Annotated in this window: 3 protein-coding genes; all 3 read right to left on the bottom strand. The window is 76.0% G+C overall.

Annotated features, from left to right (window positions below):
• A partial coding sequence (locus tag AC07FV_RS34505; protein ID WP_479091686.1) for a type I polyketide synthase occupies window positions 1-3538 on the bottom strand: 3538 nt, incomplete at its 3' end.
• A 50-nt stretch (window positions 3539-3588) separates the two neighbouring features.
• Window positions 3589-15054, bottom strand: a complete 11466-nt coding sequence (locus tag AC07FV_RS34500; RefSeq protein WP_479091685.1) for an SDR family NAD(P)-dependent oxidoreductase — start codon at window positions 15052-15054, stop codon at window positions 3589-3591.
• Between the two features lie 73 nt (window positions 15055-15127).
• Window positions 15128-18976 (bottom strand): type I polyketide synthase, encoded by a 3849-nt coding sequence (locus tag AC07FV_RS34495; RefSeq protein WP_479091688.1) that lies wholly within the window; start codon window positions 18974-18976, stop codon window positions 15128-15130.
• Window positions 18977-18982: the final 6 nt, after the last annotated feature.

Here is an 18982-nt window from a genome sequence, read left to right as displayed (position 1 = left end):
GCGCCACATGACCACCCACACCCCCCAACCCACCCGTCACCACCACACACCCCCGCGCACGCCAACCCCCCACACCCACACCCACACCCACACCCACACCCGCACCCGCACCCGCACCCGCACCCACCAGACGACGACCGAACAACCCCGCCCCACGCACCGCCACCTGATCCTCACCACCCCCCGCAACCACACCCACCACACGCCCCCACTCCCGCTCACCCGCACCCACCGGCACATCCACCAACCCACCCCACTGCACCGGAACCTCCAAAGCAGCCACCCGACCAAGCCCCCACACCCGCGCACCCACCGCACACGGCACCTCACCCGACCCCACCGCCACCGCACCCCGAGTCACCACCCATATCCGGGCCCGGGGAGCGGCGTCCGGCACGGTCTGGGCCACGAGCAGGACGGCGGCCGTGCCGGGGTCGAGGGCGGGGACGTCGGCCGGAGCGGTGCCCTCCGGGCGGCCGGGCAGCACCAGCACGCCGGCCAGGCCGTCCGGCCGCGCGTCCAGTTCGGTGAGCCGCTCGGTGAGCGTGGCGCGCGCGGCCTCGGTGGGTTCCAGTCGGCAGCGCTCCACCACCACCCCGGCCGAGGTGAGGGCCGACGCCGCGGCGTCCACGTCCTCGGGCGCGGTACCGGGGGTCTGCACCAGCAGCCAGCGTCCGGACGGCAGGCGGCCGGTGTCGTCGGCCGCCAGGGGGGTCCAGGTGACGCGGTAGCGCCAGGAGGCGGCCTCGTCGACGGGTGCCGGGGCGGTGCGCCGGCCGAAGGCGGTGGGCAGCCAGTACCGGTCCCGGCGGAAGGCGTAGGTGGGCAGCGGGACCCGGCGGGCGCCGGTGCCGTCGAAGAGGGCGGTCCAGTCGACTCGTACCCCGTGGGCGAACGCGGCGCCCACGGAGGAGCGGAACCGGTCCAGGCCGCCGGAGCCGCGGTGGAGGGTGGCGAGCGCGGTGGCGTGCACGCCCTCGGCCTCGGCGACCTCGTCGATCGCGGCGCCCAGCAGCGGGTGCGGGCCCATCTCGACGAACGTGCGGTGGCCGGCGCGCAGCAGCGTCCGCAGGGTGGCCGCGAACTCGACGGGCTCACGCATGTTCCGGTACCAGTACGCGGCGTCCAGGGTTTCGGGGGCGTGCTCCGCGGCGGTCACGGTGGAGAAGAAGGGCAGCCGGGCGGCGGTGGGACGGACGGCGCCGAGCGTGTCGAGAAGCTCGGCACGGAACCGCTCCACCTGCGGGGAGTGGCCGGCGAAGTCGACGCCGGCCAGGGGCCAGCGCAGGACCCCGGCGGCGGAGAGCCGGCCGCCGAGCTCCTCCAGCGCTCCCGTGTCACCGGCCACGGTGACCGAGGCGGGGCCGTTGACGGCGGCGACCGACATCCGGTCCGCCCAGGGCTCGATCAGTTCGCGGACCCGGTCGGGCGGTGCCATCACGGAGAGCATGCCGCCGTTTCCGGCCAGCCGCTTCCAGAGCCTGCTGCGCTCGGCGATCACCCGGGCGGCGTCGTCGAGGGAGAGGGCGCCGGCCGCGTGGGCGGCGGCTATCTCGCCCTGGGAGTGGCCGACCACGGCCGCGGGCCGTACACCGTGGGTCTCCCAGAGCGCCGCCAGGGAGACCATCATGGTGAACAGCGTGGGCTGGACGACGTCGGCGCGGTCGATCGGCGGGGCGTCGGGGGTGCCGCGCAGGACGTCGAGCACCGACCAGTCGAGGTGGGCCGCGAGGGCCCGGGCGCACTCCTCGGCCTTGGCGCGGAAGGCCGGTGCGGTGTCCAGGAGTTCGGCGCCCATGGCCGTCCACTGGGAGCCCTGCCCCGGGAAGACGAAGACGGGGGGCCGGCCGCTGCCCGCCTCGCCGACGGTGACGCCCGCGTCCTTCCTGTCCTCCGCCAGCGCGGTCAGCCTGTCGATCAGTGACTGCCGGTCGTCGGCGAGGACCGAGGCGCGGTGCAAGAGCGCGGCTCGGGTGGTGGCGGCGGAGCGGGCGGCGTCGGCGGCGGTGATCTCCTCGTGGTCGGCCAGGTGCGCGGCGAGCCTGCGGGCCTGTTCCCGCAGGGACCCCGCACCGGCGGCCGACAGCGGGAGGACGGTCGTGGTCCGGGCGGGCGGCTGCGCGGCCTCCCCGGGTTCCCCGGTGGGCTCCGGCGGCTCCGGCGGTTCCTCGATGACGAGGTGGGCGTTGGTGCCGCTGATGCCGAACGAGGAGATCCCGGCCCGGCGCGGTCCCTCCGTCCGCCGCGGCCAGGGCCTCGCCTCGTCCAGCAGTTCCACGGCGCCCGCGTCCCAGTCGATTTTGGACGAGGCGGTCGTGGCGTGCAGGGTGCGGGGCAGCTCTCCGTGGCGCAGGGCCAGCACCATCTTGATCACCCCGGCCACCCCGGCCGCGGCCTGGGTGTGCCCGATGTTCGACTTCAGCGAGCCGAGCCAGAGCGGGTCGCCCGTCCGTCCGTGCCCGTACGTGGCCATGAGGGCGCCGGCCTCGATGGGGTCGCCGAGCGGGGTGCCGGTGCCGTGCGCCTCGACCGCGTCCACGTCCGCGGGCGCCAGTCCCGCGTCGGCCAGTGCCTCGCGGATCACCCGCTGCTGGGCCGGACCACTCGGTGCGGTGAGGCCGTTGCTCGCCCCGTCCTGGTTGACGGCGCTGCCCCGCACCACCGCCAGCACCGGGTGGCCGTTGCGGTGGGCGTCCGAGAGCCGCTCGACCAGCAGCATCCCGGCGCCCTCGGCGGGGCCGAACCCGTCGGCCGCCTCGCCGAAGGCCTTGCAGCGGCCGTCGGGGGCGAGCCCGCGCTGCCGGGAGAACTGGGTGAAGAGGGCGAAGTCGGCGATCACCGTGGCGCCGCCCGCCAGGGCGAGGTCGCACTCGCCCCGGCGCAGTGACTGCACCGCCAGGTGCAGGGCCACCAGCGACGAGGAGCAGGCCGTGTCGATCGTCAGCGCCGGGCCCTCCAGACCCAGGGCGTAGGCCACGCGGCCCGCGGTGAAACTGACGATGCCGGCCAGGAGCTGGGCCTCCAGGTCGGCGTCGAGTCCTTCGGCGCCCTTCTGGTAGCCGCTCTCCCACGCCCCGGCGAACACCGCGGTCCGGCTGCCCGCCAGGGACCGCGGGTCGAGGCCGGCTCGTTCCAGCGCCTCCCAGGAGGTCTCCAGCAGCAGCCGCTGCTGGGGGTCCATGGTGAGCGCCTCGTGGGGGGAGATGCCGAACAGGGCGGGGTCGAAGCGGTCGGCCCCCTGGACGAAGCCTCCCTCGCGGCAGTACGAGGTGCCGGGCGCGTCGGGATCGGGCGAGTACCTGCCCTCCACGTCCCAGCCGCGGTCGGCGGGGGCCGGGCCGACCGCGTCGGCGCCGGAGAGCAGCAACTCCCACAGGTCGTCCGGGCTCTGGACGCCGCCGGGGAGCCGGCAGGCCGCCCCGATGATCGCGATCGGCTCGTGGGCCCGCCGGTCCAGGGCGCGCAGCTGCTCGGTGGCCCGGTGCAGCTCACCCGTCACGCGCTTGAGGTAGGCGCGCAGCTTCTCTTCGTTCGCCATGGTGCTGCTTCCTTTCGGGGACGGGCGGCGGGGCTGCTCCGGGCCGGCGGTCACGAGGTGCCGTACCGCTCGTCGATGAACGCGAAGATCTCGTCGTCGTCGGCGCCGCTCAGCACGTCGGTGATGTCGTCGGCACCGGCCGCGCCGTCGTGCAGGGCCCGCCAGCGGTCGGCCAGGGCGTCCAGGCGCAGGGCGACCTCGGCCCGGTCGTCGGGGGCGGGCGCGAGCCGGGCGAGGTGCTCGGGGGTGAGGGCGGCCAGCGCCTCCTCGATGCGGTCGAGTTCGGACAGCAGCGGGGCGGCGGTGTCGGGCCGCGCGGGGGCCAGCAGGCCGTCGAGGTGCGCGGCCAGCGCGGCCGGGGTGGGGTGGTCGAAGACCAGGGTGGCGGGGAGCCTGGTCCCGGTGACCGCCGCCATCCGGTTGCGCAGTTCCACGGCCGTCAGCGAGTCGAAGCCGACCTCGCGGAACGGCCGGTCGGGACGGACCTCCGCGGCGGAGCCGTGACCGAGGACCGCGGCCACGTGGTCGCCGACCAGGCCGAGCAGCCGGTCGTGGCGTTCCTCGGCGGAGAGCCCGGCCAGCCGCTCGGCCAGCGGTTCACCGGTGGACCCGGCGTCCGGCACCGGACGAGGGCCTGCGGCCGGGTTCGCGGAACCCGTCGCGGGCGCGGACCCGACGAGGTCCGACAGCAGGGCGGGGACGCTACCGGTGGCGCGCAGCGCGGCCGGGTCGAAGCGCATGGGGACCTGCACGGCCTCGTCGACGCGCAGGGCGGCGTCGAACAGCGCCGCGCCGAGCGTGGCGGACAGGGGCGGGAAGCCGCTGCGGGCGAAGCGCCGCTGGAGGCTCTCCTGGTCCAGTGCGTGGGCCATCCGGCTGGTGTCGGACCACAGTCCCCACGCCAGCGACACCGCCGGCAGGCCGAGGGACCGCCGCCGGGTGGCGAGGGCGTCGAGGGTGGCGTTGGCCGCCGCGTAGTTGCCCTGGGCCGGACTGCCCAGCAGGCCGGCGCTGGAGGAGAAGAGGACGAACGCCGACAGGTCCAGGTCGCGGGTGAGTTCGTCCAGGTGGACGGCGGCCTCCACCTTGGGCCGCAGCACGCGCCGCAGCCGCTCGGGGGTGAGTCCGGGCAGCACGCCGTCGTCGAGGACGCCGGTGCTGTGCACCACCGCCGTCAGCGGATACGCGGCCGGGATGCCGGCGAGCAGGCGACGTACGGCGTCCGGGTCGGAGACGTCGCAGGCCACGACGGTGGCCGAGGCGCCCAGGGCGGTGAGGTCGGCGACCAGTTCCGCGGCGCCCTCGCCGTCCGGTCCGCGGCGGGTGGCGATCAGCAGCCGGCGGACGCCGTGCCGGCTCGCCAGATGGCGGGCGACGGCGCTGCCGAGGGCGCCGGTGCCACCGGTGACCAGGACCGTGCCGTACGGGTGCCAGGCGGGCGGCATGGTCAGGACGAGCTTTCCGGTGTGCCGGGCCTGGCTGATGGTGCGCAGGGCATCCGCGGCCCGGCGCACGTCGTGGGTGACGACGGGCAGCGGGTGCAGCACACCGGCGGCGAACAGGTCCATCAGCTCCCGCAGCAGCCGGCCGAGTGCGTCGGGTCCGGCCTCGTGGAGGTCGAACGCCCGGTAGCGGACCCCGGGGTGTTCGGCGGCGATCCGCTCGGGGTCCCGGACGTCGGTCTTGCCCAGCTCCAGGAACCGGCCGCCCGGGCGGAGCAGTCCGAGGGAGGCGTCCACGAACTCCTTCGTGAGGGAGTTCAGGACGACGTCTGCGCGGGAGGTGCCGTCCGGGCCGGTGAAGGCGGTCGCGAAGTCGAGGGTGCGGGAGGAGGCGAGGTGGTCGTCGGTGATGCCCAGGGCGCGCAGGACGTCCCACTTGCCGGGGCTCGCGGTGGCCAGTACCTCGGCGCCGAGGTGGCGGGCGATCTGCACCGCGGCCATCCCGACGCCCCCGGCGGCGGCGTGCACGAGGACCCGCTCCCCCGGCCGGAGGCCGGCCAGGGTGACCAGGCCGTAGTAGGCGCTGAGGAACACCGCGGGGACGGAGGCGGCCTGGGCGTAGGACCAGCCGTCCGGGACGGGGGCGAGGAGCCGGTGGTCGGCCACGCACAGCGGGCCCAGGCCGCCGTCCCACAGGCCGAGCACCCGGTCGCCGGGGGCGACGCCGGTGACATCGGGGCCGACCTCGACGACGGTGCCGGCGCCCTCCGTTCCCATGTCCGCCTCGCCCGGGTACATGCCGAGGGCGATGAGGGCGTCGCGGAAGTTCACGCCCGCGGCGCGTACGGCGACGCGCACCTGGCCGGGCTCCAGCGGGGCCTCGGCGTCCGGGGCGGGCACCGGGGCGAGGCCGTCGAGGGTGAGGTCGGTGCCCCTGCGCAGCCGCCAGGCGCCGTGGTCGGGCGGGGTGAACGGCCCGTCCGCGCGATCGGCGGCCCGCTCCAGCCGGGGCACGTACACCGTCCCGGCGCGGACCGCGGTCTGCGGTTCGCCGGAGCTCAGGGCGAGGGCCAGGGCCCGGGCGGACGCCGGGTCGTCGTCCAGGTCCACGAGCAGGAACCGGCCCGGCTCCTCGGCCTGCGCGGAGCGCAGCAGGCCCCACGCGGCGGCCGCGGCCGGATCGTCCACCTCGGCGTCGTCGCGCACGGCGACGGCACCGCGGGTGGCGACGACCAGGCGGGCGCCGTCCGCGCCCTCGGGGACCGCGAGCCGGCGCTGTACGAGGTCCAGGACCCGGCAGGCCACGGTGTGGGCGTCGGCGGCGACGTCGCCGGTCTCGGCCCGCACCGCGAACACGACGGCGTCCGGTGCCGGTCGCCCCTCCTCGGACGGCAGCCGGCCGTCCGGGCCGAGTCCGTCGGGCAGGTGGGCGCCGGCCGCCTCGGCCAGGCCCAGCGGGTCGGGTCCCGCCAGCACCCAGCGTGCCGGGGAGGCGGCGCCGTCACCGGTCCGGGCGCCCGGGTCCGCGGTGAGTTCGCGCCAGGCGACGCGGAAGAGGGCGTCGGCGCCGACCGGGCGCCCGCCCATGAGCTGCCCGGGGTCGACCGGCCGCATGACGAAGGACTCGATCTCGGCGACCGGCCGTCCCTCGCCGTCGGCGCACCGGATGCGGACGGCGTCCTCGGACTCGGGTGAGATGCGCACGTGCAGCCGGTCGGCGCCGGCGCGGTGCAGCCGGACGCCGCGCAGGGCGAACGGCATGCGGACCCGGCCGTCCTCGGGGAAGAAACCCCCGAGGCTCATCGTCTGCAACGCCGCGTCCAGCAGCGCGGGGTGGATGCCGAACCGTGCCGCGTCGCCCTGGGCCTGGACGGGCAGCGCGACCTCCGCGTGCAGGTCGGGGCCCATGCGGTGGGCGCTCACCAGTCCGCGGAAGAACGGGCCGTAGCCGTAGCCGAGTTCGGCGAAGCGGTCGTAGAAGTCGCCGGTGTCCAGTTGTTCGGCGCCGGCGGGCGGGGTGGTCTCCGGGGCGTCCGGCACGTCGGCCGGGTCCTCCGCGGTGAGCAGCCCCTCGGCGTGCAGGGTCCAGTTCGTGGCGCCCTCGGCGCGGGCGTGCACGGCGAAGCGGCGGGCGTCGTCGGGGCCCGGGGCGTCGACGGTCAGCCGCAGCCGGACCCCTCCGGACGGCGGCAGCACCAGGGGCGCGGCCAGGGTGAGTTCCTCGACGCGGGCGGTGCCCGTCTGGCGGCCGGCCCAGAGCGCCAGGTCGGCGAAGGCGGCGCCCGGCAGCAGCGGCGAGCCCATCAGGGCGTGGTCGGCCAGCCACGGGGTGGTGTCGGCGCCCAGGCGCGCGGTGTACATCCGGGCGCCGGGCTCCGGGAGTTCGACGCCGCTGCCGAGCAGCGGATGGTCGGCGGCGTCCAGACCGAGGGAGGCGGGGTCGTCGCCGCGGTGGCCGGGGCTGTACCAGTAGCGCTCGCGCTGGAAGGGGTACGTGGGCAGTTCCACACGCCGTGAGTCCGGGCCGAAGACTGCGTCGGCGTCGATCTCCAGGCCGTGGGTGTAGGCGCGGCAGAGGGCCACGCCCAGCCAGCGGGGGCCGCCCTGGCCGCGCCGCAGGGTGCCGAGGACGGCCGCGGAGGCACCGGCGTCGCTGATCGTCTCCTGGAGGGAGACGGCCAGCATGGGGTGCGGGCTCGACTCCAGGAACACGTCGTGGCCGTCGGCGATCAGGGCGCGGGTGGCCTTCTCGAACTCCACCGGCTCGCGCATGTTGCGGTACCAGTAGTCGGCGTCCAGCTCGGCGGTGTCGATGAGTCCGCCGGTGACCGTCGAGTAGAACGGGATGTCGGAGGTGCGGGGCGCGACGGGGGCGAGCACCTGCCGCAGATGGGCCTCCAACGTGTCGACCTGGGGCGAGTGCCCGGCGGTGTCGACGCCGGGGATGGGGCGGGCGTGCACGCCCTCCGCGCCGAGTTCGGCGACGAGTTCCGCCAGGGCCACCGGGTCCCCGGAGACGGCGCAGGTCTCGGGGCCGTTGACGGCGGCGACGGCGAGCCGGTCGCTCCAGGGCTCCAGGCGGGGGCGCAGGTCGCCTTCGGCGAGGGTCACCGCGATCATGCCGCCCTTGCCGGCCAGCCGCAGCCACGCCTGGCTGCGCAGGGCGACGATGCGGGCCGCGTCGTCCAGCGTCAGGGCGCCGGCGACGTAGGCGGCGGCGATCTCCCCCTGGGAGTGGCCGACGACCGCGGCCGGTTCGACGCCCAGCGAACGCCAGGTCTCGGCGAGCGAGACCATCATGGTGAACAGCACGGGCTGCACCACGTCGACCCGGTCGAGCGAGGGCGCGCCGGGTTCCCGGCACAGCACGTCCAGTACGGACCAGCCGAGGTGGGGCCGGAGCGCGAGGTCGCAGGCGCGGGCGGTCGTAAGGAACGCGCCGGAGCCGCTGGAGCGGGCCAGCAGTCCCTCGGCCATCTCGGGCCACTGCGAGCCCTGACCGGGGAAGACGAACACGACCTGGTCGGAGGTGCCGGCGCTGCCGCGCAGGACGAGCGGGTGCGGCCGGCCTTCGACGAGGTCGTCGAGGGCCGCGATCAGCTCCGTGAAGTTCTCGCCGACGACGGCGGCCCGCTGCTCGAACCGGGTGCGGGTGGTGAGGAGGGTGTAGCCGACGTCGGCCGGGTGCAGCTCGGGGTGGGCGAGCAGGTCGGCGCGCAGGCGGCGCGCCTGGTCGCGCAGGGCCGCGTCGTTGTGCGCGGACATCATCAGCGGCACGGTCACCTCGTGCCACCACTCCTCGGACCAGACGTCGCCGTCGGCGGCCGGGTCGGGTGCGCGGAGTTCGGGCGCGGTGGGCTCCGGCGGTTCCTCGATGACGAGGTGGGCGTTGGTGCCGCTGATGCCGAACGAGGAGATCCCGGCCCGGCGCGGTCCCTCCGCCCGCCGCGGCCAGGGCCTCGCCTCGTCCAGCAGCTCCACGGCGCCCGCGTCCCAGTCGATTTTGGACGAGGCGGTCGTGGCGTGCAGGGTGCGGGGCAGCTCTCCGTGGCGCAGGGCCAGCACCATCTTGATCACCCCGGCCACCCCGGCCGCGGCCTGGGTGTGCCCGATGTTCGACTTCAACGAGCCGAGCCAGAGCGGCCCGTCGCGCCGGTCCCGGCCGTACGTGGCGAGCAGCGCGCCGGCCTCGATCGGGTCGCCGAGCGGGGTGCCGGTGCCGTGCGCCTCGACCGCATCCACGTCCGCGGGCGCCAGTCCCGCGTCGGCCAGTGCCTCGCGGATCACCCGCTGCTGGGCCGGACCACTCGGTGCGGTGAGGCCGTTGCTCGCCCCGTCCTGGTTGACGGCGCTGCCCCGCACCACCGCCAGCACCGGGTGGCCGTTGCGGTGGGCGTCCGAGAGCCGCTCGACCAGCAGCATCCCGGCGCCCTCGGCGAGTCCGACGCCGTCGGCCTCCTCCGCGAACGCCTTGCTGCGGCCGTCCGGTGACACCGCCCGCTGACGGGCGAACTCCACAAGCATCTCGGGGGTGGACATCACGGTGGCACCGCCGGCGAGGGCGTAGTCGCACTCGCCGCGGCGCAGTGACTGCACCGCCAGGTGCAGGGCGGCCAGGGAGGCCGAGCAGGCGGTGTCGACGGTGACGGCGGGGCCCTCCAGGCCGAAGACGTAGGAGAGCCGGCCGGACATCACGCTGGCGGAGTTGCCGGTGGCGATGTAGCCGTCGAAGTTCTCGTCGCCGTCCTGGAGGAGCGGCACGTAGTGCTGTCCGTTGGTGCCGACGAAGACCCCGGTGCGGCTGCCGCGCAGTTCGACCGGGTCGATGCCGGCCCGTTCGAAGGACTCCCAGGACGTCTCCAGGATCAGCCGCTGCTGCGGGTCCATGGCCAGGGCCTCGCGGGGGCTGATGCCGAAGAAGCCGGGGTCGAACTCGGCCGCGTCGTGCAGGAACCCGCCCTCGCGCACGTAGGTGTGGTGTCCGGGCGAGTCGGGGTCGGGGTCGTAGAGGGTGTCGTTGTCCCATCCCCGGTTGGTGGGGAAGGGGGTGATGGCGTCGGTCCCGCCGGACAGCAGGTCCCACAGGTCCTCGGGGGACCGCACCCCGCCGGGCAGCCGGCAGGCCATGCCGATGATGGCGACGGGTTCGTCGGTGCGGGCCGGGGTCTCGGGGCCGGTCCGGTCGGCGGCGTCGTTCCGGCCGAGGAGTTCCTCGCCGAGGTGCCGGGCGAGCGCGGCCGGGTTGGAGTGGTCGAAGACCAGGGAGGTGGGCAGCTTGAGCCCGGTGGCGGCGCTGAGCCGGTCGCGCAGTTCGAGGGCGGTCAACGAGTCGAAGCCGAGGTCGCGGAAGGCGCGGGCGCTGCTCACCGCGTCGCCGGAGGACTGCCCGAGGACGGCGGCGGCGTGTGCGCGCACCAGCCGCAGCAGGGTGGCGTGCCGTTTGTGGCCGGACTGCGCGGTCAGTTCGCGGACGAGTTCGGAGGTGGTCGCGTCGCCGGTGCCCGGCGCCAGTTCGGCCGCGCGCAGCCGCTGTACATCCGGGATGTCGTCGAAGAGCACGGCGGGCCGCACCCAGGTGTAGGAGGCGGCGAACCGGCTCCAGTCGACGTCGGCGACCGCGCCGCAGGCGCTGCCGCGCTCCAGCATGCGGCGCAGGGTCCGCACCGCCTCGTCGGGTTCGAGGGGGGCGAGGCCCCGCCGGCTGAGGAACTCCGCCTCGGCACCGGCGGCGGGCGTGCCTCCGGCCCAGGGGCTCCAGGCCACGGAGAACGCGGGCACTCCGGCGGCGCGGGCGCGTTCGGCCAGCGCGTCGAGGTGCGCGCTGGCGGCCGCGTAGCCGCCCTGGGCCGAGCCGCCCCACACGCCGGAGACCGAGGAGAACAGCACCAGCGCGTCGAGTCCCGCGGCCGGCGCCAGGTCGACCAGGTGGCCGGCGGCGGTGGTCTTGGCGGCGAGGGCGGCGGCGATGTCCCCGGGCGCCGTGTCCCGCAGCGGGGCCAGGGGCACGAGTGGCGGGGCGTGCACGACGACGGACGGCGCGTGCTCGTCGAGCAGGGCGGCCAGTTCCGTGCGGTCGGTGACGTCGCAGTGCACGGGGACGAGGGAGGCGCCGGTGAGTCCGGCGGCGGCGGCCTGTGCGGGGGCGTCGGGCCCGGCCAGCACCACGCGCTCGGCGCCGTCCTCGAGGAGGGACCGGATCAGCCGGCCGGGCACCGTCGTGAGGTCGCCGGCGATGAGGACGGTGCCCCGGGCCCGCCAGGCCGGGGGCCGGGGGTCGGCCGGGTTCGGCAGGACCCGGCGGCCGAAGACGCCCGCCATGCGGACGGCGATCTGGTCCTCGCCGCCGGGTTCGGTGAGGACTCCCGCGAGACGGTCCAGGACCCGGGCGTCGGGCCGCGCGGGAAGGTCGATGAGGCCGCCCCACACCTCGGGCAGCTCCAGCGCGGCCACCCGCCCCAGGCCCCACAGCTGGGCGCCGGCGGTGCACGGCAGTTCGTCGGGGGCGGTGGTGACCGCGCCGCAGGTGACGGTCCACAGTGGTGCGGTGCTGCCGAGGTCGGCCAGGGCCTGGACGAGGGCGAGGGTGGCGGAGACGGCGACGGGCACGGCGGGGTGGTCCGGCCCGCCGTCGGTGCACAGGCCGAGCAGCGAGACGACGCCGGTGACGGCGGTGTCGCCGTTGATCTCCGCTGCCAGCAGGCCGAACAGCTCGGCGCGTCCGGTGCGGGCCGGGTCGAGGACGACGCGGCGGACCGTACCGCCGAAGGAGGCGACGGCCTGTTCCAGGGCGTCCGCGAGCGCGGCGTGCCGCTCGCCGGCGGGCACGATCAGCAGGCGCAGGCCGGGGCGCCAGCCGCCGGTGGCGGAGCGCAGCCCCTTCCACGCGACGTGGTAGCCGAGCCGGTCCCCTGGCTCCGGGGCGTCGTCGCCGGTCGTGGCGATCGTCGCCCGGTCGGGCCGGGCGGGGCCGACCCAGTGGCGTCCGCGCTGGAAGGCGTAGGTCGGCAGGTCCACCCGGCCGGCGTCGGGGTGGAGCGTCGCCCAGTCCACGGGGACGCCGGCGACCTGGGCCTCGGCGGCGGAGGTGAGGAAGCGCCGCGGCCCGCCCTCGTCGCGGCGCAGCGAGCCGAGGGCCGGTACGGCGGTGCCGGCGCTCTCCACGGTCTGGCGCACGCCGACGGTGAGCACGGGGTGCGCGGAGCATTCCACGAAGGCGTCGACGCCGTCGGCGAGCAGGGCGCGTACGGTCGGCTCGAAGCGGACGGGGAGCCGCAGGTTGCGGTACCAGTAGTCGGCGTCCAGGGCGGTGGTGTCGACCGGCGCCGCCTCGACGGTGGAGTAGAACGGCACGTCGCTCCGGCGCGGCCGGACGGGGCCGAGGACGGTGGCGAGTTCGGCTCTGATGCTCTCGACGTAGGGGGAGTGGGAGGCGTAGTCGACGTCGATGCGGCGGACCCGGGTGCCCTCACCCTCCAGGGTGACCAGCAACGCCTCCAGGGCGCCGGGCTCCCCGCAGACGACGGTCGAGCCGGGGCCGTTGACGGCGGCGATCTCGACGCCGCCGGCCAGGCGGGCCTCGACCTCGGCGGCGGGCAGCGCCACCGAGGCCATGCCGCCCCGACCGGCCAGTTCGCGGGCGATGACCTGGGAGCGCAGGGCCACGATCCGGGCGGCGTCCTCCCGGGAGAGCGCGCCGGCCACGCAGGCCGCGGCGATCTCGCCCTGGGAGTGGCCGATGACGGCGGCGGGTTCGACGCCGAGGGAGCGCCACAGTGCGGCGAGTCCCGTCATGACGGCGAAGGTGGCCGGCTGGACGACGTCGACGCGGTCGAGGCCGGGCGCGCCGGGTGCCCCGCGCAGTACGTCCGCGAGGTCCCAGTCCACGTACGGGGCGAGCGCGCGCCGGCAGCGTTCCACTTCGGCGGCGAAGGCCGGGGAGGTGTCGAGCAGTTCGGCGCCCATCCCGGCCCACTGGGAGCCCTGGCCGGGGAACACGAACGCGACCCGGCGGATGTCCGCCGCGGTGCCGTGCACGGCGTCCGGGGTGGTCTCGCCCGCGGCGAGGGCGGCGAGGGCGTCGACCGGGGCTCCGTCGTCGCCGAGCAGCACGACGCGCCGGGTGAGGGCGGCGCGTTCGGCGGCCAGGGCGTGGCCGATGTCGGTCGGCGAGGTGTTGGGGTGGCGTTCGAGGTGCGCACGCAGGCGGGCGGCCTGGGCGCGCAGGGCGGGGACGGTCTCGGCGGACAGGGGCCAGACCACGGCAGCGGCCGAGGGGGACAGCGGACCGGCCGCCGTGGAGGGGGACAGCGGACCGGCCGCCGTGGAGGGGGACAGCGGACCGGCCGCCGTGGAGGGGGACAGCGGACCGGCCGCCGTGGAGGGGGGCAGCGGACCGGCCGCCGTGGAAGCGGGCGCCGGGCCCGCCTCGGTGGAGGAGGGCGACGGGCCTGCCTCGACGGAAGAGGGCGACGGGCCCGCCCCGGCGGAGGAGGGCGACGGGCCCGCCCCGGCGGAGGAGGGCGACGGGCCCGCCCCGGCGGAGGAGGGCGACGGGCCTGCCTCGACGGAAGAGGGCGACGGGCCCGCCTCGGCGGAGGAGGGCGAGGGGCCTGCCGCGGTGGAGCGGGAGGTGGTCGCCTCGCCCGGCGCAGGGCGGGCGCCGGCGGAGGACGCGTCGCCGGGCGTGGGAGGTTCCTCGATGATGACGTGGGCGTTGGTACCGCTGACGCCGAAGGCGGAGATCGCGGCCCGCCGGGGCCGGTGCTCGCGCCGGGGCCAGGGCCGGGCGCCGGTGAGCAGTTCCACGGCGCTCGCGTCCCAGTCGACCTTGGCCGAGGGCGCGTCGACGTGCAGGGTGCGGGGCAGCTCCGACTGACGCAGCGCCTGCACCATCTTGATGACGCCGGCGGCTCCCGCGGCGGCCTGCGTGTGCCCGATGTTCGACTTCAGGGACCCCAGCCACAGGGGATCGCCCGCGCGTTCACTGCCGTAGGTGGCCATGAGCGCACCGGCCTCGATGGGGTCGCCGAGCGGGGTACCCGTACCGTGCGCCTCCACCACGTCCACATCACCCGGCGCCAGCCCCGCGTCCGCCAGCGCGTCACGGATCACCCGCTGCTGGGCCGGACCGCTGGGCGCGGTGAGGCCGTTGCTCGCCCCGTCCTGGTTGACCGCACTGCCCCGCACCACCGCCAGCACCCGATGACCATGACGACGGGCGTCCGACAACCGCTCCACCAGCAGCACACCCACACCCTCGGCCCAGGCGGTCCCGTCCGCACCCTCCGCGAACGCCTTGCACCGCCCGTCCGCCGCCAGCCCCCGCTGCCGCGAGAACTCCACGAACACCGTCGGCGTCGCCATCACCGTCACCCCGCCGGCCAACGCCAGATCACACTCGCCCCGCCGCAGCGACTGCACCGCCAGATGCAGCGCGACCAGCGAGGACGAGCAGGCCGTGTCCATGGTCACGGCCGGGCCCTGTAGGCCCAGGGTGTACGCCACCCGTCCCGACGCGACGCTGCCCGCGGTACCGAGGCCGAGCTGTCCACTGGGGTCGGCGGCGGTGCCGACCTGGTGGCTGCCGTAGTCGTGGTACATGACACCGGTGAAGACGCCGGTACGGCTGCCGCGCAGCGAGTCCGGCACGATCCCGGCCCGCTCCAACGCCTCCCACGACGTCTCCAGCAGCAACCGCTGCTGCGGATCCATCGCCGCCGCCTCCCGCGGCGAGACACCGAAGAACTCCGCGTCGAACTCCGCCGCGGAATGCAGGAACCCGCCCTCCCGCACATAACTCCTGCCCGGCACCCCCGGCTCCGGGTCGTACAGCCCCTCGGCGTCCCAGCCCCGGTCGACGGGGAACGGGGAGATCGCGTCCGTACCGGCCGCCACCAGGTCCCACAGCTCCTCGGGCGACGCCACACCACCCGGGTAACGGCAGCCCATGCCCACGATCGCGATCGGCTCACGGCTCGCCGACTCGACCTCGCGCAGCCGCTCCCGTGCGCTGTGCAGGTCGGCCATCGCGCGCCGCAGGTACTCCCGCAACTTCTCCTCGTTCGTCGCTGACACGGTTCTCCTCAGGCGTCATCTCGTGGGTCTGGGTGAAGAGCGGTTCAGCGGCCGGTGCGCGGCGCGGTCCGGCTCACTGGAAGTCGCTGTCGAGCAGGTCGAACAAGTCGTCGTCGGAGGCCGACCGGAGCCGGTCGATCACCACGTCGCCGCGGCCGGGGACACCTTCCTCCGCATCCGGACCGGCCGCCGCGCCGGAACCGGCGGGAAGTGCGGCCAGCAGGCCGCGCAGCCGCCGTGCCGCGTCGGCCCGAACCTCGCCGTCGTCGGTCGCGGCGAGGCCGCGCTCCAGCCGGTCGATCACGCCGGTCAGGGTCTCGGCACCGCCCGGTCCGTCCGGGCTCTGACCGGCCGGTTCCGTCGGCCCGGCCACCGTCAGCCCGCCGAGCAGGAGTTCGGCGAGGGCGAGTGGCGTCGGGTGGTCGAAGACGAGGGTCGCGGGCAGCCGCAGCCCGGTACGGGCGTTCAGCCGGTTGCGGAGGTCGACGGCGGTGAGGGAGTCGAATCCGGCCTCCTTGAAGCTGCGGGCGGCGCCGACCGCGGCGGGGTCGCCGTGCCCCAGCACCGCCGCGACCTCGGCCCGCACCAGGTCGAGCAGGAGGGCCGTACGCTCGGACGCGGAACGTCCCGCGAGCCGCGCGGCCAGCGCCCCGGCGGCGTCGACCGGAGCGGGAGCCCGGGGTACAGTCCCGGCCCCGTCCCCGGTGCCCGACACGGTCCCGGTGCCGCCCGGCACGTTTGAGGCCCTGCCGTGCGCGTCCGCCGGTCCGCCGGCCAACTCGCGCAGGACCTCCGGGAGGACGGTGGCACGGGCCGCGGCGCGCGGGTCCAGCCGCACGGGCAGCAGGGCCGGCTCGGGCCGGGTCAGCGCCCGGTCGAACAGCTCCAGTGCGGTGCCGGCGTCGAGCGGGGCGACTCCGGAGCGCCGGACCCGCGCCGCGTCCGCTCCCTCAAGCCCGGTGGCGAGGCCCGCCCCGGACCACCAGCCCCAGCCGAGCGACAGCGCGGGGTGCCCGTCGGCGCACCGCCGGGCGGCCAGCGCGTCCAGGAAGGCGTTGGCGGCCGCGTACCCGGCCTGTCCCGCGCTGCCCAGGGTCGCGGAGACCGAGGAGTACAGCACCAGGGGAACCCGGCCGGACTCCCGGGTCAGCTCGTCCAGGTGGAGGGCGGCGTCGGCCTTGGGCCGCAGCACCGCGTCGATCCGCTCGGCCGTCTGGGCGGACAGCACGCCGTCGTCGAGCACCCCGGCGGTGTGCACCACGCAGGTCAGCGGATGTGCGCCGGGCAGTTCGCCGAGCAGGCGGCGCAGGGCGTCGCGGTCGCTGACGTCACAGGCCCGTACGGCGACCTCGGCGCCCGAACCGGTCAGTTCGGCGACGAGCCGGTCGACGCCGGGTGCGTCGGGACCGCGCCTGCCGACCAGCAGGAGGTGGCGCACCTTGTGCCGTTCCACGAGGTGCCGGGCGGTTTCCGCGGCCAGCGCTCCGGTGCCACCGGTGATCAGCACGGTGCCCTCGGGGTCCAGGGTCACCGACGGTCCGCCGCCACCGGCGCCGTCGGCTGCCATGCCGTCGCCGGTGCGGGGGGTGTGGTCGGCGACCGGAACGATGCGCGGGACGGTGGCACGCCCGTCGCGCACGGCCAACTGACCGGCCCCCGACGCCAGCAGTCCGGGCAGGGCCCGCAGCGACGCCTGGATGCCGTCGATGTCGACCAGGGTGAAGCGGCCGGGCAGTTCGGTCTGCGCGACCCGGACGAGCCCCCAGACGGCGGCTCCGGCGGGGTCCGCCGCGCCTCCCTCGGGGCCGGCCGCGCCCCGGGTCAGGACGACCAGCCGGGGGGCAGCCGCCTCGGCATCGGTCGCGGTACCTGCGGTGGTTGTACCGGTTCCGATGACGGTGGTCGGGTCGGTGGCGGTGGTCGGGTCGGTGGCGGTGGTCGGGTCGGGTTCGGTGGCGGTGGTCGGGTCGGGTCCGGTGGCGTCGAAGGGGGCCTGTACGGCGTCCAGGGCCCGGCGCACCGTCGCCCGCACCTCGTCGAGGAGGCCGAGACGCCCACCGTCGGACGCCGTACGGCCGGCCGCTGCGGTGGTGGTGGTCGTCAGGTCGAGGATGATCACCTCCGCACCGGCGCCGGCCTGCGGCGGCAGCGGCTCTCCCAGAGGGAGCACATGGGTACGGGCGTCCAGTCCCACGGCGCGCAGTCCGGCCGCCGTGGCCTCGGCCTCGGGTCCGACGACCACCCAGCGCCCGGCCGCTGTGACGGGCGCCGGTCCCAGGAACGGCCGCCAGTCCAAGCGGTAAAGAGGCGCGACCGGCGCGGCGGGCAGCCGGTCCGCGGTGATGCGGCGCAGTACCAGGGAGCGGGCGGAGAGGACAGGGTTGCCCTCCTGATCGGCCGCGGTGACCGACACCGCGCCGCCGTCGGCGGCCGCCACCCGGACCCGGAGCGCGTGTCCGCCGCGACCGTGCCACTGCACGTCGCTCCAGGAGAACGGCAGCAGACCGTGCCCACCGTCGCCCAACGGGTCCAGCACCGCGATCGGATGCAGCACCGCGTCGAGCAGGGCGGGGTGCACGCCGTAGTGGGCGGCGTCGACCGCGTGCGCGTCGGGCAGTCGTACGTCGGCGAAGACCTCGTCGCCGCGCCGCCATGCCGCACGCAGCCCTCGGAAGGCTCCTTCGTAGCGCACTCCGGCGGCCGCGAAGAGCGGGTACTGCCCGGCGAGGTCGAGGGGTTCGGCACCGACCGGGGGCCACGCGCCCGTGAGCAGGGCGGTGTCGTCGGCACCGGTTCGGCCGGTCCGGGGCGGGCGGTGGGGGTCGGGGTCGGAGCGGTGGACGGGTGCGGAATCGGTATCGGGATCACCGGTGAGGTCGGCGGGAGGGGCCAGCAGCCCCGAGGCGTGTCGGGTCCAGTCGTCGTCCCGCTCCCCCGCCGCCGGACGCGAGGAGGACGAGGTGGCGGCCATGGGTTCGGGCCGCGAGTGGAGGGTCACCTCACGCGCGCCCCCTGGGGCCGAGGGGGCGGCGGCCACGACGATCCGGACCTGGAGCGGGCGGTCGGAGGCCCAGGTCAGCGGCGTCTCCAGAATCAGTTCGGCGACGCGCGGCAGACCGATCCGGCTCCCCACCTGAAGCACCATCTCCAGTAACGCGGCCCCCGGTACGACGCCCCGGTCCCATACCAAGTGGTCGGCGAGCCAGGGAAGATCGGCAGCGGATATGCGCCCGGACCACACCTCGGTGTCGGTACCGGGCACTTCCACGGCGGCGGCGAGCAGGGGGTGGTCCGCCTCGCGCAGGCCCGCCGCCGACACCCCGTCGGTCTTCGCCCTGGTCCGGGGCGGGGCGGCCAGCCAGTAGCGGGCGTGTTGGAAGGGGTAGGTGGGGAGGTCGATGCGCCGGCCGCCACCACTGCCCGTGTGGAGGGCGTTCACGTCCAGGTCCGCGTCCCGGGTGAAGACGGTTGCCACCGCCGCCTCGAACGCCTCCCGCTCCGGCCGGCCGCGCCGCATCACCGGGACCACCACCACATCACCGGTTTCGTCGAGGCACTCCCCCGCCATCCCCGTCAGCACCGCATGCGGACCCACCTCCACCAACGTCGACACACCCAGACCCCGCACCGCCTCCACCCCGTCCGCGAACCGCACCGCCTCCCGCGCGTGGCGCACCCAGTACTCCGCATCCCCCAACTCCCCGCCACCGACCACCCCACCCGTCAATCCCGACACCACCGCAACACCCGGACGCACCGGCCCGAACTCCAGCGACTCCACGACCCGCCGGAAGTCATCCAGCACCGGCTCCATCAACACCGAATGAAACCCGTGCGACACATCAAGCCGCCGGCACTCCACCCCCTCGCCCACCAACCGGCCCACCACCGACTCCAGCACACCCACATCACCCGACAACACCACCGA

This window comes from Streptomyces sp. NPDC045956, from assembly GCF_056430705.1.
This window is presented reverse-complemented; position numbering and strand designations above follow the sequence as displayed.